General features: G+C 68.7%; 12 protein-coding genes and 2 pseudogenes. 8 read left to right on the top strand and 6 right to left on the bottom strand.

Annotated elements, in window-relative coordinates; genetic code table 11:
- Window positions 1–28 precede the first annotated feature (28 nt).
- A complete protein-coding gene (locus AB0E90_RS49295; RefSeq protein WP_360420374.1) occupies window positions 29–1,267 on the bottom strand; it encodes an ABC transporter substrate-binding protein in 1,239 nt (412 codons plus the stop codon).
- Between the two features lie 125 nt (window positions 1,268–1,392).
- Here AB0E90_RS49295 and AB0E90_RS49290 point away from each other — a divergent pair, with 125 nt between their 5' ends.
- The 4 genes and pseudogenes from AB0E90_RS49290 (at window position 1,393) to AB0E90_RS49275 (ending at window position 3,611) form a co-directional block, all read left to right on the top strand.
- The gene (locus tag AB0E90_RS49290) at window positions 1,393–2,118 is read left to right on the top strand and encodes an FCD domain-containing protein (RefSeq protein WP_360420372.1); all 726 of its coding nucleotides are present in this window, start codon (window positions 1,393–1,395) and stop codon (window positions 2,116–2,118) included.
- 130 nt (window positions 2,119–2,248) lie between these two features.
- Window positions 2,249–2,698 carry a MarR family transcriptional regulator gene (locus AB0E90_RS49285; protein ID WP_360420370.1) on the top strand — a complete coding sequence of 150 codons (450 nt, stop codon included), beginning with the start codon at window positions 2,249–2,251 and terminating at the stop codon, window positions 2,696–2,698.
- Window positions 2,699–2,873: 175 nt separating this feature from the next.
- Window positions 2,874–3,071, top strand: a pseudogene (locus AB0E90_RS49280) (alcohol dehydrogenase catalytic domain-containing protein); the annotation flags it as partial.
- On the top strand, window positions 3,051–3,611 hold the full coding sequence (locus AB0E90_RS49275) for a zinc-binding dehydrogenase (protein ID WP_360420435.1): 561 nt from the start codon (window positions 3,051–3,053) through the stop codon (window positions 3,609–3,611). The pseudogene AB0E90_RS49280 and the gene AB0E90_RS49275, both read left to right, overlap by 21 nt.
- On the opposite strand, the gene AB0E90_RS49270 is transcribed toward AB0E90_RS49275, so the two are convergent.
- From AB0E90_RS49270 to AB0E90_RS49255, 4 genes are read right to left on the bottom strand one after another with little or no spacing between them, the layout of a single operon-like run.
- Window positions 3,599–4,732, bottom strand: a complete 1,134-nt coding sequence (locus AB0E90_RS49270; RefSeq protein WP_360420368.1) for an LLM class flavin-dependent oxidoreductase — start codon at window positions 4,730–4,732, stop codon at window positions 3,599–3,601. The two genes, AB0E90_RS49275 and AB0E90_RS49270, sit on opposite strands and share 13 nt — an antisense overlap.
- A gap of 16 nt (window positions 4,733–4,748) precedes the next feature.
- Complete coding sequence (locus tag AB0E90_RS49265) at window positions 4,749–5,237, bottom strand: flavin reductase family protein (protein ID WP_360420366.1); 489 nt, start codon at window positions 5,235–5,237, stop codon at window positions 4,749–4,751.
- Window positions 5,234–6,409 carry an LLM class flavin-dependent oxidoreductase gene (locus AB0E90_RS49260; protein WP_360420364.1) on the bottom strand — a complete coding sequence of 392 codons (1,176 nt, stop codon included), beginning with the start codon at window positions 6,407–6,409 and terminating at the stop codon, window positions 5,234–5,236. The genes AB0E90_RS49265 and AB0E90_RS49260 overlap by 4 nt, the downstream gene beginning before the upstream one ends.
- Window positions 6,409–7,341 (bottom strand): amidohydrolase family protein, encoded by a 933-nt coding sequence (locus AB0E90_RS49255; RefSeq protein ID WP_360420362.1) that lies wholly within the window; start codon window positions 7,339–7,341, stop codon window positions 6,409–6,411. Before AB0E90_RS49255 ends, AB0E90_RS49260 begins: the two co-directional genes overlap by 1 nt.
- Window positions 7,342–7,445: 104 nt before the next feature.
- On the opposite strand from AB0E90_RS49255, the gene AB0E90_RS49250 reads away from it, so the two are divergent.
- The 4 genes and pseudogenes from AB0E90_RS49250 to AB0E90_RS49235 all read left to right on the top strand — a co-directional run bounded on the left by AB0E90_RS49250 (window position 7,446) and on the right by AB0E90_RS49235 (window position 12,275).
- On the top strand, window positions 7,446–8,072 hold the full coding sequence (locus AB0E90_RS49250) for a TetR/AcrR family transcriptional regulator (protein ID WP_360420360.1): 627 nt from the start codon (window positions 7,446–7,448) through the stop codon (window positions 8,070–8,072).
- A gap of 167 nt (window positions 8,073–8,239) precedes the next feature.
- Complete coding sequence (locus tag AB0E90_RS49245) at window positions 8,240–9,427, top strand: MFS transporter (protein ID WP_360420358.1); 1,188 nt, start codon at window positions 8,240–8,242, stop codon at window positions 9,425–9,427.
- Window positions 9,428–9,496: 69 nt separating this feature from the next.
- Window positions 9,497–10,045: a TetR family transcriptional regulator gene (locus AB0E90_RS49240; protein ID WP_360420356.1), complete on the top strand. Its 549-nt coding sequence runs from the start codon at window positions 9,497–9,499 to the stop codon at window positions 10,043–10,045.
- 41 nt (window positions 10,046–10,086) lie between these two features.
- Window positions 10,087–12,275, top strand: a pseudogene (locus AB0E90_RS49235) (MMPL family transporter).
- A 31-nt stretch (window positions 12,276–12,306) separates the two neighbouring features.
- Here the strand turns inward: AB0E90_RS49235 and AB0E90_RS49230 are convergent.
- Window positions 12,307–12,621, bottom strand: coding sequence for a sugar-binding domain-containing protein (locus AB0E90_RS49230; RefSeq protein ID WP_360420354.1), 315 nt, complete (start codon window positions 12,619–12,621; stop codon window positions 12,307–12,309).
- Window positions 12,622–13,732: the final 1,111 nt, after the last annotated feature.

Here is a 13,732-nt window from a genome sequence, read left to right as displayed (position 1 = left end):
GAAGCGGAATGCGTGATGCGGGGACTCGTCAGGAGCCGACGAGGGTTCCGCAAATCTTGGGTTGGGCGACGAAGGCGTCGCCCTTGAGCTGGACGAAGTAGTTGCACGGCGCCGACAGCGACTTGCCGAACTGGTCCGCGGCGAAGCTGATCGGTGCCGGCAGAACGCCGTCCGCGTCGTACGAGGTGACCGTGCGCAGCCCGGAGATGAGGGACTCGCCGGTCGGGTCGGTGCCGGCCTTCTCCAGGCCAGCGATCATCAGGTCCGCCGCGAGGTAACCGCTGGAGAGCCCGTAGCTGGGGATGGTTCCGGCCTTGAAGTCCTTGTCCGACTTGGCGAGGGCGGCCAGCATCGCCTCGGTGCCGGCGGTCTTCAGCTCGTAGGGCACGTAGTAGGAGTAGGCGTACATACCGTCGGCGGTCGCCTTGGAGGCGGCGTCATCCAAGGTGGCCTGGGCGTAGCCGCTGGAGAGAATGCCCTTGGCGGAGAGGCCGGCCTGCTTGACCGCGGTCGCCAGGGCCAGCTCGGTCTTGGTGTCGCAGGAGCAGACGTACCCGTCGACCTTGGCTTCCTTCATCTGCAGAACGGTCGCGGTGAAGTCGGTCGTGCCGTACGGGATCGAGACGTTGGTGTAGGCGGCCGTCAGTCCGGCGGCCTTCACGCCCTTCTGGATCTGGTTGATGCTGCCGCTGGAGGACGGGATGTCGGCGAAGCCGATGCCGGCGATCCGGGTCGCGCCGATCGACTTGAAGAACTCCGCCCAGATCGTCGTCGGCGGGTAGTCCGGGTCGATGGGATCCAGCGAGAACATGTTGGTGTTGGGCTTCTGGCCCCACTCCGGGCCGTCGAAACCGGCACCGGTGACCGGCACTCCCGCCTTCTGCAGGGCCGGCGCGGCCGAGAACAGCAGCGTCGACATGCTGATCACGCCGAGCACCTTGTCCCGCTGCACCAACTGGTTGACCGCGGTCACCACGCCGTTCGCGGTCGACTGGTCGTCCGCCGTCACCAGCTCCAGCTTGCGGCCGTTCACACCGCCCTGCTCGTTCTGCAGGTCGATACGGGCCTGGGCGCCGGCGGCGGAGGCCGCGAAGTCGGCGCTGGAGTCTCCGGTCAGGGAGGTGACCATGCCGACCTTGATCGTGTCGGCGGTCGTGGAGCCCGTCGTCTCATCCGGGCTCGAGCACGCGGTGGTTATCAGTGCGGTGGCCACCAGAGCGGCGATTGCCGCCGTCCGCCGGCCGGTCTTGGTTGTTATCGAACTCACGCTTGCCCCTTCGTTCAGGCTTGCCGAACCGTATGACCAGGAAACTTGAAACGTCAAGGTCTGGTTTTAACGTTTTGAATGATCGATGGATAGGCTGTGCTCGGTACACAGAGGGGAGCAACCGCATGCAGGCCGACGAGGTGATCGACCGGATCTTCCGCCCGCTCTCCAACGGCAACGTCTTCGAGGAGGCGGTGCATCGGATCATGGAGGCGATCCGCCTCGGCGTACTGGCACCCGGGGAACGGCTGCCGACCGAACGCGACCTCGCCGCGTCACTGGGCATCTCCAGGGTGACGCTGCGTGAGGCGATCCGATCGCTACAGGAGGCGGACTACCTTGTCAGCCGCCGGGGCAACGGTGGCGGGACGTTCGTCGTCAAACGGCCGATCTCGAGCACGGCCAAGGGCGACCCCGCCAAATTACGCACCATCACGATGGCACAGGCCGAGGACTCGATAGCCCTGCGCCGCGTCCTCGAGATAGGCGCCGTCGAGTTGGCGGCCGGCCGCCGACACAGTGCGGCAGCCCTGGCCGGCCTGCGGGAGAGTCTGCACGCCTGTGACAGCAGTTCCCTGTCCGACTACCGACCCCTCGACTCGCGGCTGCACCTGACCATCGCCGAGTTGGCGGGTGCGCCGTCGGTGACCACGGCTGTCGCCGGCGCCCGCAGCCGGGTGAACCACCTCCTCGACGCCATCCCCCTGCTGCCGCCGAACATCCAGCACTCGAACGCTCAGCACCTTGCTCTGGTGGAAGCGATCGGCAAAGGAGATGTCGAAGGCGCCCGGCGGACCATGGGGCAGCACCTGGACGCCACGGCGAGCTTGTTGCGCGCGTTCCTGTGCTGATCTTCATGTCCCACCGGTCTCTCGTCAGTGATAACTTCGAACCTGAAAACTTTCGAGTCTCGAATGTACCTGCCGGATAGGCAGATACCTCGAGTCACGAAAGTTTTTAATCTCGAAGTAACATGCGGCCATGCCGAACGCCCGGGGAGAAGTCCTGATCTACGACGCGGTGGAAGCGATCTACAACGTGGTCGAGGCAACCGACGCACTCGTCACGGACGTGCTCGACGAACTCGATCTCACCAAGCCCCTGGCCGACGTGGTCTGGGTGATGCATCCCGACGGACCGGCGCTCACGATGGGGATGCTCGCGGCCAAGCTGCGCTGCGAGCCCTCCACCGCGACGTTCCTCGTCGAACGACTCGTGGAGAAAGGACTCGTGCAGCGCGGAACCGACACCCGCGACCGCCGCCGGACGACGGTCAGCCTCACCGCAGCCGGGATGGAGGCGCGTGAGCGCCAAACCACCGCGATGACGACCGTGTCGCCTCTGGCCAGGCTCACCCCGGAGGAACTGGGCACGCTCGTCGGACTGCTGGGCAAGGCGCTCGACGGCCTGCTACCCAAATACCGCATGTAAGCCGGTCAGGCGACCGCGGCCGCCCGCTGGGCGGTGTGCATCATCGACTCCGTACGACCGCGCTTCTCCCGCCAGTCCTGGTACGGCTTACCCACGGCGGTCAGCACCGCACCGGCGACGGCGTAGCCGAGGATGATCAGGAAGCCGTGGCCGAGGCCTCGAGCACGAGTTCTCCGGACACGTCACCGAGGTGGCCGACGACGTCACCGGCCTCGCGGTCGGCGACCTGGTCGCAGTCCGGCCCAACTTCGCCGACGGCACCTGCGGTGCCTGCCTGCGCGGCGACGACAACCTTTGCGCGAACGTCGCCTTCGTCGGCATCCACGGCTGGAGCGGCGGCTTCGGGGAGTACGTGGTGATCCCCGCCGACCACGTCTTTCCCCTGCCCGCCGACGTCTCTCCCGAGGTCGGCGCGCTGATCGAGTCACTGACCGTCGCCTGGCACGCGGTCCGCCGGTCCGGGGCCGGTGAGGGCACAACCGCCCTGGTCATCGGCGCCGGGCCGATCGGCCTTGGCCTGCTGCTCTGCCTGCAGGCGGCCGGGGCCAGCACGGTGGTGGTCAGCGAGCCGAGCGAGTCACGGCGCGCCCTCGCCGCGGAGCTCGGCGCCGACCCCGTCGACCCGCGGACGACCGACGTCGCGGCCTACGTACGCGGCCGCGCCCCGGCCGGCGCCGACGTGTCCTTCGACGCCTCCGGTGCCGGAACGATCACGTTGAGCGCCGCGATCGACGGGGTCCGCTCCGGCGGGCAGGCGGTCATCGTGGCCAATTCCCACCACAAGGTGGAGATCATCAGCTCCCGTCTGACGCTGCCCGAGGCCGTCGATCGCGGGATTCGGCACCTCCTCGGCCCCGGACGGGACTCCGAGGTCAAAATCCTCGTCGCCCCGTCCGGAGATCAGAAGATCTGAACCTGGTCGCCGGCCGGGCCGGGAATGGTCTCGACTCCGAGCCGGGGCATGACCTCGTCGGTGAAGAGCCGGAACGAACGTCGGAACACCTCCGGGTCGTCGAGGGTGCCGAAGATGAAACGCGCGTGCACGTGCGGCAGGCCCGCGTCCCGGTAGCCGGCGAGCTCGGCGGCCACCGTTTCCGGGCTGCCGACGATCGCCGTACGGTGCAGGAAGGCGCCCTGGCTCTCCGGCACGCCCATCGCGGGCGCGAACGGCCCGGGGTCGGCGCGGTAGATCTTCCGCAGCGACCAGCCGTCCTGCCCCGGGTCGCGGCGGATCCACGGCGCCATGACCATCGGACCGGTGAAGAGCCGCTCGGCGACGTCCCACGCCTCGTCGTCGGTCTCCCCCACCAGGATGATCTTGGTGTGGATCAGCCAGCGCAGGTTGTCCTCGATCAGCTCAGCCGGATGCCCACCTTCCACCATGCTGTCGCGGTAGAGCGCGGCGATCCGGCCGGCGCCGGCCGGATCAAACGGTCCCAGGTGGACCTTCTGCCCTTTCCGGCCGGCCTCGGCGATCTTCGCCGGGGTATTGGTGCCGATCGCGAACAGCGGATGCGGCCGGCGGTAGGACGCCGGCATCATCCGGCCCTCCATGACGCCGTACTCGTCGTCGGTGGTGAACTCGAGCGGCTGATCGCCGGCCCGATGCGCCCACGCCCGCAGCATCACGTCCAGTTTCTGGTCGAACAGGCGGGAGCGCTGCTCCGGCGTCAGGTCGTGTTTGTGCCAGGTCTTGCCCTCCCGGGGCCGGCCGCCGGACATGCCGAGGATGAACCGGCCGCCGGTGAGCTGGTCGAGCAGATTGGCCCGCTCCACCAGGAAGAGGGGGTGGTGCAGGACGAGCGGCACGACGCTGGTTCCCAGGTACGCGTTCGGCAGCCGACCGGCCAGGAACGCGGCCATCGTCAGGCCATCGGCGTACGGCTCATAGTTGTTGAAGTGTTGTTCGCCGACGTAGACGGCGGTGAAGCCGGCGGCGTCGGCCGCCACCGCCTGTTCGATCATCAGATCGATGGCGGGCCGGTCCTCGTGCGGGCCGCGCACGCCGGGGCCAAGGAACAGGGAGAAATGCACAGCGGCTCCGATCCAGTCAGCGGGCAGGCAGCGGAAGATGCGTGCCGAACGCCCGGAAGTGATATGTCAGAGGGTCAGCGGGCAGGGTGTCGGCGTCGGTGACCGTGCCCAGAGCGATGACGTGGTCCCCGCCCGGCACGAGTTGCGCCACCTCGCAGGCCAGCCAGCCGGGTGTGTCGGCGATCCGCGGGACACCGTGCGTCAAGGTCCAGGGCACCCCGTCGAACTTGTCGTCGCCCTTGCGGGCGAAGACTGACGCGAGGGTGTGCTGCCGGCTGCCGAGGACGTTGACTCCGAACCGGCCGGTGGCCCGCAGCACCGCGAGCAGGGCCGAGCTCTGGTCCAAGGAGACGAGCACCATCGGCGGTGCCATCGACAGCGAGGTGAACGCGCTGACCGTGGTCCCGTGCGGACGCTCGCCGTCCATTGCCGTGATCACCGAGACCGGGGTGCACACCCCGGCCATCACTTGGCGGAATCCGACCGCCAGCGCGTCCTCACTCACTGAAAGAGCTCGGCCAGCTTCGCGGCGTCCTCGGCGGCGCCGAGGTGTTCCGGGCGAACTCGTTCCGGCGCCGGCGCCGGAAGCTGCTTCGCGTTCACCAGCGGCAGGACCTTCTCGGCGAACAGCGTGAATCCGCGCCAGGCCTCGGTGGCGTCGAAGTCGCCGTAGACGAAGCGGGCGTTGATGCCTTCGATGCCGGCATCGGCGTACTCGAGCATCTGCCGGGCCACCGTCTCGGGGCTGCCGACGAACGCGGATGCCTGGATCCACTCGGGTGCGGTGAAGGTGCTGTTCGCGATGTCGACCGGGCCTTCGACGGTGTCGTCCCACAGCTCCTTCATCGACCGGGTGTCTTCCAGCCGGCGCCGGGTCGCGACCGAGTAGGTGAAGTTCATGAAACCCCGCAGCTGCCGCTCCGCGATCGCCCAGGCCTCCTCGTCGGTGTCGGCGACGACGATCGCCTTGGTCACGCTCGACAGAGCAAGGCATTCGGTCCGTACGTCCTCCGGGTGGCCGGCGGTGTCGAGAGCGGCCCGGTAGATGGCCATCTTGCGGGCGGCCTCGGTCAGGTTGTATCGGCCGAGCGCGACCGGCCAGCCCTGGGTACCGGCCCGTTCGATGGTGGAGTCGGTGTTGGTGGCGAACCCGATGACCGGATGTTCCTTGCGGTAGCCGACCGGCATGATGCGCAGGGCGAGCACGCCCTCCTCGAGGTCGGTCTTCCAGGCCAGCGGCGGATCACCCGGTTCCTTCGCCCAGGCCTGGAGGGCGACGTCGATTCGCTGCAGCGCGATCTCCTTGCTGTACGAGGCCGGCACGCCCCACTGCGAGGAGAGGAAGGGCAGGTGTCCGGTGGACAGCCCGATGAAGCACTTGCCGCGGGTGAGCAGGTCCATCAGGTTGGCGTGCTCGGCCAGCGAGATCGGGTTGTGGTAGGCCAGGTTGACCACCGTGGTACCGAACCAGGCCCGCTCCAGGTGCCGGGCCAGGACCGCCCCCATCATGAAGGGCGAGCTGTACGGCTCGTAGTTGGTGAAGTGCTGCTCGCCGACATTGACGAGAGCGAAGCCGGCCCGGTCGGCCGCGATCGCCATGTCGTAGCAGAAGTCGATCAGCGGGAGATCGTCCGCCGGGCCACGGCCGGTGGGGCCGAGGAAGCAGCCTACGTACATCAGGGCACCTTCTTCTCTAGGAGTTCTGCACCGCGCGCGAGCACCCCGTCCGCCTCGGCGGACGGGAGCAGGCTGCGGAGTTCGGTGATAACCCGGGTGGCGCTGCCCCACGGGGCGTCCGAGCCGAAGACGAGCCGGTCGTTCGCGCCGGCCTGCCGGGCGGCCAGCGCCAGCACCGGGTCGATCGACGACGTGTCGAACCACAGACCGTCGAGCTGGCCGAGCACGCCGGGCGCATCGAAGCTGCTGTTGTGCAGAGCGCCGCGCTCGAGACTGTCGGCCAGCTTGCCCCGGGCCACGAGCAGGCTCCCGCCCATTCCGGCGACCACCAGGCGGATCCGCGGGAACCGGGTCATCATCCCGGCGAGGGCGAGCCGGGCGACGGCGATCGCCTGCTCGGCGGGCGATCCGAAGACGGGCCCGAGCAACATCGGATAGTCCGACACGCCTACCCCGGCGTTGTTCGCCACGCCGGGGTGGAGATAGACGAGGGCCGCCCGCGCGTCCATCTCCGCCCAGAACGGGTCGAACCGTGGCTGGTCGAGCGGGAGGCCGTCGGCCGAACAGCCCAGACCGATCCCGTCGAATCCGAGCTCGTCGAGGCAGCGGATCGCTTCGGCGACCGCGTCGTCCGGGTGCGGCAGCGGTACGGCGCCGAAGGCACGCAGCCGACCGAAGTGGTCGGCCACCGTGCGGGCGTACAGGTCGTTGGCGAACCGGGCACCCGCCACCGCGGCGCCGCGCTCGGGCCAGTACGGCTGCACCGCGCCGAGGCTCAGGACCTGCTGCTCCACGCCCGCCTGGTCGAGGTCCGCCAACCGGCGCGACTGATCCTCGGAGTGACGCAACGGATACGGTCGTGCGGACAGCTGGGTGAAGCGTTCGCCCAGCACAGTCGGTAGATGATGAGCGTGCACATCAATGGTGGGCACGTGAACTCCCTAGATGGTCGAGTGAAACAAGACTGGACCGATCTAGTTTCGTCTGTCAACATTCAAATATCGCCGCCGTAACATTCGCGAGGAGCCCCCGTAACATGGCCGACTCAGTTCGCGTACCGCAGCAGGACCGCAGCCGGGACAAGCTCGAGCGCATCTACGAGGTGAGCGTCGAGCTGCTCATCGAGGGCGGCTGGGACGCCGTGACCGTCGGCGACGTCGAGCGTCGCTCGGGTGTCAGCCGAGGGGCCTTCTACCTGCGCTTTCCCAACCGAGAGGCACTGCTCGACTACGCCCACCAGCGCCTGGCCGAGACCGTGAACAGCGCCCACGACCGAGCCTTCGACCAGGCCCGTGCGGCCGGTGCGACGACTCTGGAGGCCGCCACCCGTGCGGCCGTGCACGCCATTGCCGAGCTCTTCCGGGAGCACGGCCGGGTCCTGCTCCGGCTCAACCGAGGCGAGCAGGGCGGCGCCGGCGCCGGCGCGATGAACCGGCTCAGCCGGGACTTCCAATCCGTCTTCGAGAACGTCATCGGCTCCGCCCCAGCGCACCAGGCACCGCTGGAATTCGCGCTGCAGCTCGTGCTGTCGATGGTGCTGACCGAGATCAACCCGCGGGTCACCTTCGCCGAGCACGCCGGCCGGCCGTGGGACACGTTCGTCGCGGAACTCTGCGACACGGTCACCTACTACGTCCAGGCCCGGATCCCCCCTCCCGTCTGACGGTTGCCGCCAGCTGTCTGCCCGCGCGGCGCTGTCTCCTTGCCGTTCAGGAGCCACCGATGGTCATAGAAGCCACGCAACGTACGGCGACAGCAGGCCCACGCCGCGTTTTCGTCGTCACCTTCGCCCTCGCCAGTCTCGGGCTGTGGGTAGCCACGCTCACACCCGTGATCATCTCGTTGCCACTGAAGATCGCGCAGATCGACCCGGACAAGAGCACGCAGGGCACCACCCTGTCGGTGGTCCTCGGCGTCGGGGCCGTGTTCGGCATCCTGGCCAACCCGATCTTCGGGCGGATTTCCGACCGCACCACCTGGCGAATGGGCATGCGCCGCCCGTGGCTCGTCATCGGATCCCTGATCTCGATGGTCGGGGCGACCATCCTCGGCCTCGCCCCGAACGTCGCCGTAGCCACGGTCGGCTGGTCCATCAACCAGGTCGGCGTCAACGCGACCATGGCGGTCCTGCTCGCCCTGCTGCCGGACCAGGTGCCGACCCGATACCGCGGGCGCATCTCCGGACTCCTCGGCCTCACCCAAGCGGTTGCCGCCGTGGTCGGTGTCGGGCTGGTCAGCGGCCTGTCCGAGGTCTCGATCACCCTGGCGTTCGTCGTGCCCACCGCCATCGCGCTCGTCCTGGTGTCACTCGCCGCCGTCGTACTCTCCGACCGGCGCCTGACCAGAGACGAACGGCAGGTGTTCAGCCTGCGCGAGTTCGCCGGCAGCTTCTGGGTGAACCCCCGCCGGTTCCCGGACTTCGGCTGGGCGTGGATCAGCCGGTTCGCCATGTTCATGGCGATCTCGTTCGTACTCAACTACCAGATCTTCTACCTGACCTCGCACCTCGGTCTGAGCGAGGACGAGGCGACCGGCCTGGTGCCCGCAGCGATCGGCCTGCAGACCGTCGTGGTCGTCCTGGTCAGCATCACCCTCGGACCGCTCTCCGACCGGCTGCGCCGGCGGAAGGTGTTCGTCCTGGTCGCCGCCGCGATCGCCGCCGCCGGTCTGGCGGTGGTCGCGCTTGCTCCGCCGGACCGTACGTCGGTGCCGCTGTTCCTGCTCGCCATGGCCCTCATCGGTCTCGGTCAGGGCACCTACTTCGCCATCGACCTGGCCCTGGTGGCCGACGTGCTACCGAACAAGGACCAGGACGCCGCCAAGGATCTCGGCGTTCTCGGGATGGCCAACCTCATCCCCCAGTCGATCGCGCCCGCCTTCGCGCCGGTGTTCCTCGCCATCTCGCTGTTCTCCCGCACCGGCGAGGCGGGACAGAACTACACGGCCCTGTTCCTCGCCGGCGTCCTGTTCGCGGTCGCTTCGGGGGTGACTGTCCTCCGCGTCCGGGGGGTGCGCTGAACTCTGACCGATAGGTCAATCACTGTCCGATCGGTTGACTTCTGACCGATCGGTCAGCATGCTGTTCCCATGGCCCGTCACACCTCCGCCGACACCCGCGCCGACCTGCTGGCCGCCGCGACGGTCGAGTTCACGGCACGCGGGCTTCGGGGCACCTCGCTGGCCGACATCGCCAAGGCCGCCGGTTACTCGAAGGCGACCGTGCTCTACCAGTTCGAGTCCAAGGAGCACCTGGTCCGTGAGTGGGCCAAGGATCTGCTCGATGGGCTCGACGTTCTCGTTCAGCGGGCCACCGCGTTGCCGACCGTGGCTGAGCGCAGCCAGGCGGCCATGGCGGGTTTCATCGACCTGGCCCTGCGGCACCGGCAGACGCTTCGCCTGATGCAGGCGGAGATCTCCTACATCCTCGGCCAGGAAGCGATGTCCGACGTACGGGCATTGGAAACCCAGCTCCGGCGATTGCTGCGGGGCAGTTCCAGCTCGGCCGCCTCCGACGCGGCGGCGATCTTCTTCATCGGGGGGGTCGCCGCCGTCGTAGCGGAACTGACCGACGTGCCCGAGGCGGACAGCCGCCGCATCCTGCTCGACCTGGCCGCCCCGCTGCTCACCGTGGCCTGAGGCGCCAGCTTCGTTCGTTCACTCCCCAGGAGGACCGCTACATGGCTCGCTATCTTGCTGCTCTCGGGCGGTTGTCCTACCGCCGTCGCGGGCGCGTCATCCTGATCTGGGTGCTGATCCTCACCGCGCTGGGTGGCGTGGCCGCGACGTACGGAAGCCTCGGCAGCGGCGCGGCACTCACCGTGCCCGGCACCGAATCACAGGCGGCGCGAGACGCTCTCGCCGAGGAGTTCCCTCAGGCCGCCGGCGCCTCCGGGACCATCGTGGTCGAGGCCGCCGACGGCGCAACGCTCACCGGCACGGCGGGAAAAGAAGCGATCGCCGCGATCGCCGCCGAGGCGGCGAAGCTGCCCGGGTGCTCGGCGTGGTCACCCCGGAGCAGTCCGACGCGGTGTCCGCCGACGGCCGGTACGCAATCGTCCAGGTCCAGTTCACCGCAGCGGTCAACGACATCGGCGCGGACGTCAAGGATGCCTACGCCGAGATCGGCGCCGACCTCGACGGCGTCACCGTGGCGCCCGGCGGCGAGATCGCCGCACCCAGCCCGGAAGCCGGCGTGACGGAAGGCATCGGCGTAGCGATCGCCGCGCTGGTCCTGCTGATCACCTTCGGCTCCCTGGTCGCGGCCGGAATGACCCTGCTGACCGCGCTGATCGGCGTCGGCGTCGGCATGGCCGGCGTGCTGGCCCTCAGCGCCGTCGTCGACTTCACCGCGGTCACGCCGATCCTGGCCCTGATGCTCGGCCTCGCCGTTGGCATCGACTACGCCCTGTTCATCAACTCCCGGTACCGGCAGCATCTGCAGGACGGCGACGACGGCGAGACCGCCGCCGGGATGGCGGTGGGCACCGCCGGTTCCGCGGTCGTGTTCGCCGGACTGACCGTCATCATCGCCCTCGCCGCGCTGACCGTCGTCGGCGTACCCTTCCTGGGTGTCATGGGCCTGGTCGCCTCGCTGGCCGTCCTGGTCGCGGTCCTCGTCGCGATCACCCTGACCCCGGCGGTCGCCGGGTATGCCGGCCGGCGCATCCTGCACCGCAAATCCCGTAACCAGGTCGGCGAAGACAAGCACACCAAGCCGACCCTGGGCGCGAGATGGGCCGGGGCGGTCGCCTCCCACCCGGTACCCGTGATTCTGTCCGCCATCGCCCTGCTGCTGGTCGTCAGCGCGCCCGCCGCAAAGATGCGCCTCGCGCTGCCGGACAACGACAGCGCTCCCGCCGCCAGCGCCGCGCACGTCGCCTACGACATGCTCGAGGACGGGTTCGGCACCGGCTACAACGCCCAGCTCGTGCTCGTCACCCGCACGGACACGGCCGCCGCTACGACCTCCGCGACCGCGGCCCTGGCCAAAGCGCTCCAGGCAGTTGACGGTGTCGCACTCGTCGCTCCCGCGCAGACCAGCGGAGACGGGCTCACCAGCATCACCACCGTCGTGCCCAGCACCGGGCCCTCGGACGAGAAGACCACCGACCTCGTCCGGCGCATCCGCGAACAGGTGAACCCCACCATCGCCGCATCCGTCGCGGTCACCGGCGTCACCGCGGTCGCGATCGACGTCTCGGACACCCTCTCCGACGCCCTGCCGATCTACCTGGCCGTCGTCATCGGGCTTTCGTTCCTGCTGCTCATGCTCGTGTTCCGGTCCGTGCTGGTCCCCCTGAAGGCGTCGCTCGGCTTCCTGCTGACCGTCGCGGCGACCTTCGGTGCGACCGTGGCGGTCTTCCAGTGGGGCTGGCTGGCCGGCCTGGTCGGACTCGACTCCCCCGGCCCGCTGATCAGTTTCCTGCCCATCCTGCTGGTCGGCGTCCTGTTCGGCCTGTCGATGGACTACGAGGTCTTCCTGGTGTCCCGCATGCGGGAGGACTTCACGCACGGCACGCCTGCCCGCCGGGCGACGGTCACCGGTTTCACCCACGCCGCCCGGGTCGTCGGCGCCGCGGCGACCATCATGATCGCGGTCTTCGCCGGGTTCATGCTCTCCCACGACACCAGCGTGAAGACGATGGGCTTCGCCCTGGCGATCGGCGTGCTGATCGACGCGTTCGTGGTCCGCATGACGATCGTGCCCGCGGTGATGGCGCTGCTCGGCGCCCGGGCCTGGTGGCTGCCGCGCTGGCTCGGCCGACTCCTGCCGAACGTCGACATCGAGGGCAGCAGCCTGCACGAAGCGAGCTCGCAGCCCGCCCCGGACGTGCCGGCCGAGCAGGGCGATCCGGCCCGCATCTGATGACCGCCTCGTCTCACCTCTCCAGCAGCACTCAGGCCGTGGAGGCGTCGGTGATGAGCCGGTGCAACAGCCCGGCCCGGATGGCGGCGGCAATAGCGGTGGCCTTGCCGTCGCCGCCGGCCAGGGCGAAGACATCCGGGATGGCGCACAGTTGATCGGTGGTTACGGCGATACTCCGACCGGCACCGCGGTGCCGCCGACGACGGCGCCGGTCGCGTCCAGAACGGTGGAGCAGATGTCCGCAGCCGCGCCGGCCGCCTCGAGCTCGGCCGCCAGGGCTTCGAGGAGGGCCGCGCGGACGGATGAGCCGTGCGGGCTCTGTTGCGCTCGCCCATCGGAAGATCAAGGCACGCTTGATCGGTGAAGCGCGCTGAGCCGTCTCGTCCTTGGTCGCCTCCCCAGTCCGCGTTCACCGGGTTCCGCTTCCCGACAGAGGTGCGCACGGGAACAAATCCGGACACCATGAACTACGGCGCCAAGAGCTGACCACCGCCTCCCCCTGGCCAGCCGACCAAGTCTTGAACGGTCCAACCTGGTCGAACCGCCCGGTTGACCAAGCCTATCCGGCGGACCACCCAGGAGACGATGCCGAGGTCCGTTCGACCAGATCGCCGCCGACGCGCCGAGCAGCAGACCGTGGTACCTCGGCCTGACCGACGGCGCCCTACCGCGCTGCGGAGTGGCACCACAAGGCCATCGAACTTGCCGCCCACGACCTCCTCCAGGAACTGGACGCGGCGGCCGGCATCAAGTGATCCACTCGACTACCTGGCACGGGAAACGGCTATCTGCTCGCGAGCGTTGTCTGCGGCAGATCCGGATGCCACGCGGTCGAGGCGACTCACACCATCCTTGCCAAGCGGCCCCGGGTCGGTTTGTGATCCGCCCGTGGCAAGGGTAGGGCTGGCCTCCCACCCGAGCGGGGTGTCAGCAGGATCGAACGCGGTCGAGAAACCGCGAAAAATGATCTCCATGATTATGCAGAACGATCTCAGCACCACTCAGAAATTGTCTCGGTTCCGCTGGGCCGCCCTCGTCCTTGTCCTGCCCGTCGCCGTAGTCGGCGCGGTCTCCGGGTGCAGTGATTCGGCGGCGCCGGAAACCGCGCACACGACCGGCCCATCAGCTCCGACTCGCGCTGGCTCGACTAACGCACCCGGGCCAGCAAACTCGGCCCTTGCGGCAGGCCAGCACATGATCACCAACAACGGGCACCGCCTCGCGTTCTACGTCACCCCCGGGCGCTCACCGGCGATCGTGTTGGACTCCGGTGGCGGCGAGGATCACACACAGTGGAAGGACATCGTCCCGCAGCTGTCCAAGGCGACCGGGTCGCAGATCATCACCTACGACCGGGCGGGGCTAGCGGGAGTTTCGCGGCTAGGTGCTCGTCCGGCGTGTAATCCGTTGCGGTGCTTGGATTTTAGGCCTGGATCGTGTATTACCCACATATGGCA

The organism is Actinoplanes sp. NPDC026619 (genome assembly GCF_040638295.1).
Lineage (GTDB): Bacteria > Actinomycetota > Actinomycetes > Mycobacteriales > Micromonosporaceae > Actinoplanes.
This window is presented reverse-complemented; position numbering and strand designations above follow the sequence as displayed.

What these genes read in the sequence shown, in the direction of transcription:
- AB0E90_RS49290 (WP_360420372.1), top strand. Translation starts at nt 1,393, where the DNA reads ATGCAGGCCGACGAGGTGATCGACCGGATCTTCCGCCCGCTCTCCAAC.
- AB0E90_RS49285 (WP_360420370.1), top strand. Translation starts at nt 2,249, where the DNA reads ATGCCGAACGCCCGGGGAGAAGTCCTGATCTACGACGCGGTGGAAGCG.
- AB0E90_RS49260 (WP_360420364.1), bottom strand. Translation starts at nt 6,409, where the DNA reads ATGTACGTAGGCTGCTTCCTCGGCCCCACCGGCCGTGGCCCGGCGGAC.
- AB0E90_RS49250 (WP_360420360.1), top strand. Translation starts at nt 7,446, where the DNA reads ATGGCCGACTCAGTTCGCGTACCGCAGCAGGACCGCAGCCGGGACAAG.
- AB0E90_RS49240 (WP_360420356.1), top strand. Translation starts at nt 9,497, where the DNA reads ATGGCCCGTCACACCTCCGCCGACACCCGCGCCGACCTGCTGGCCGCC.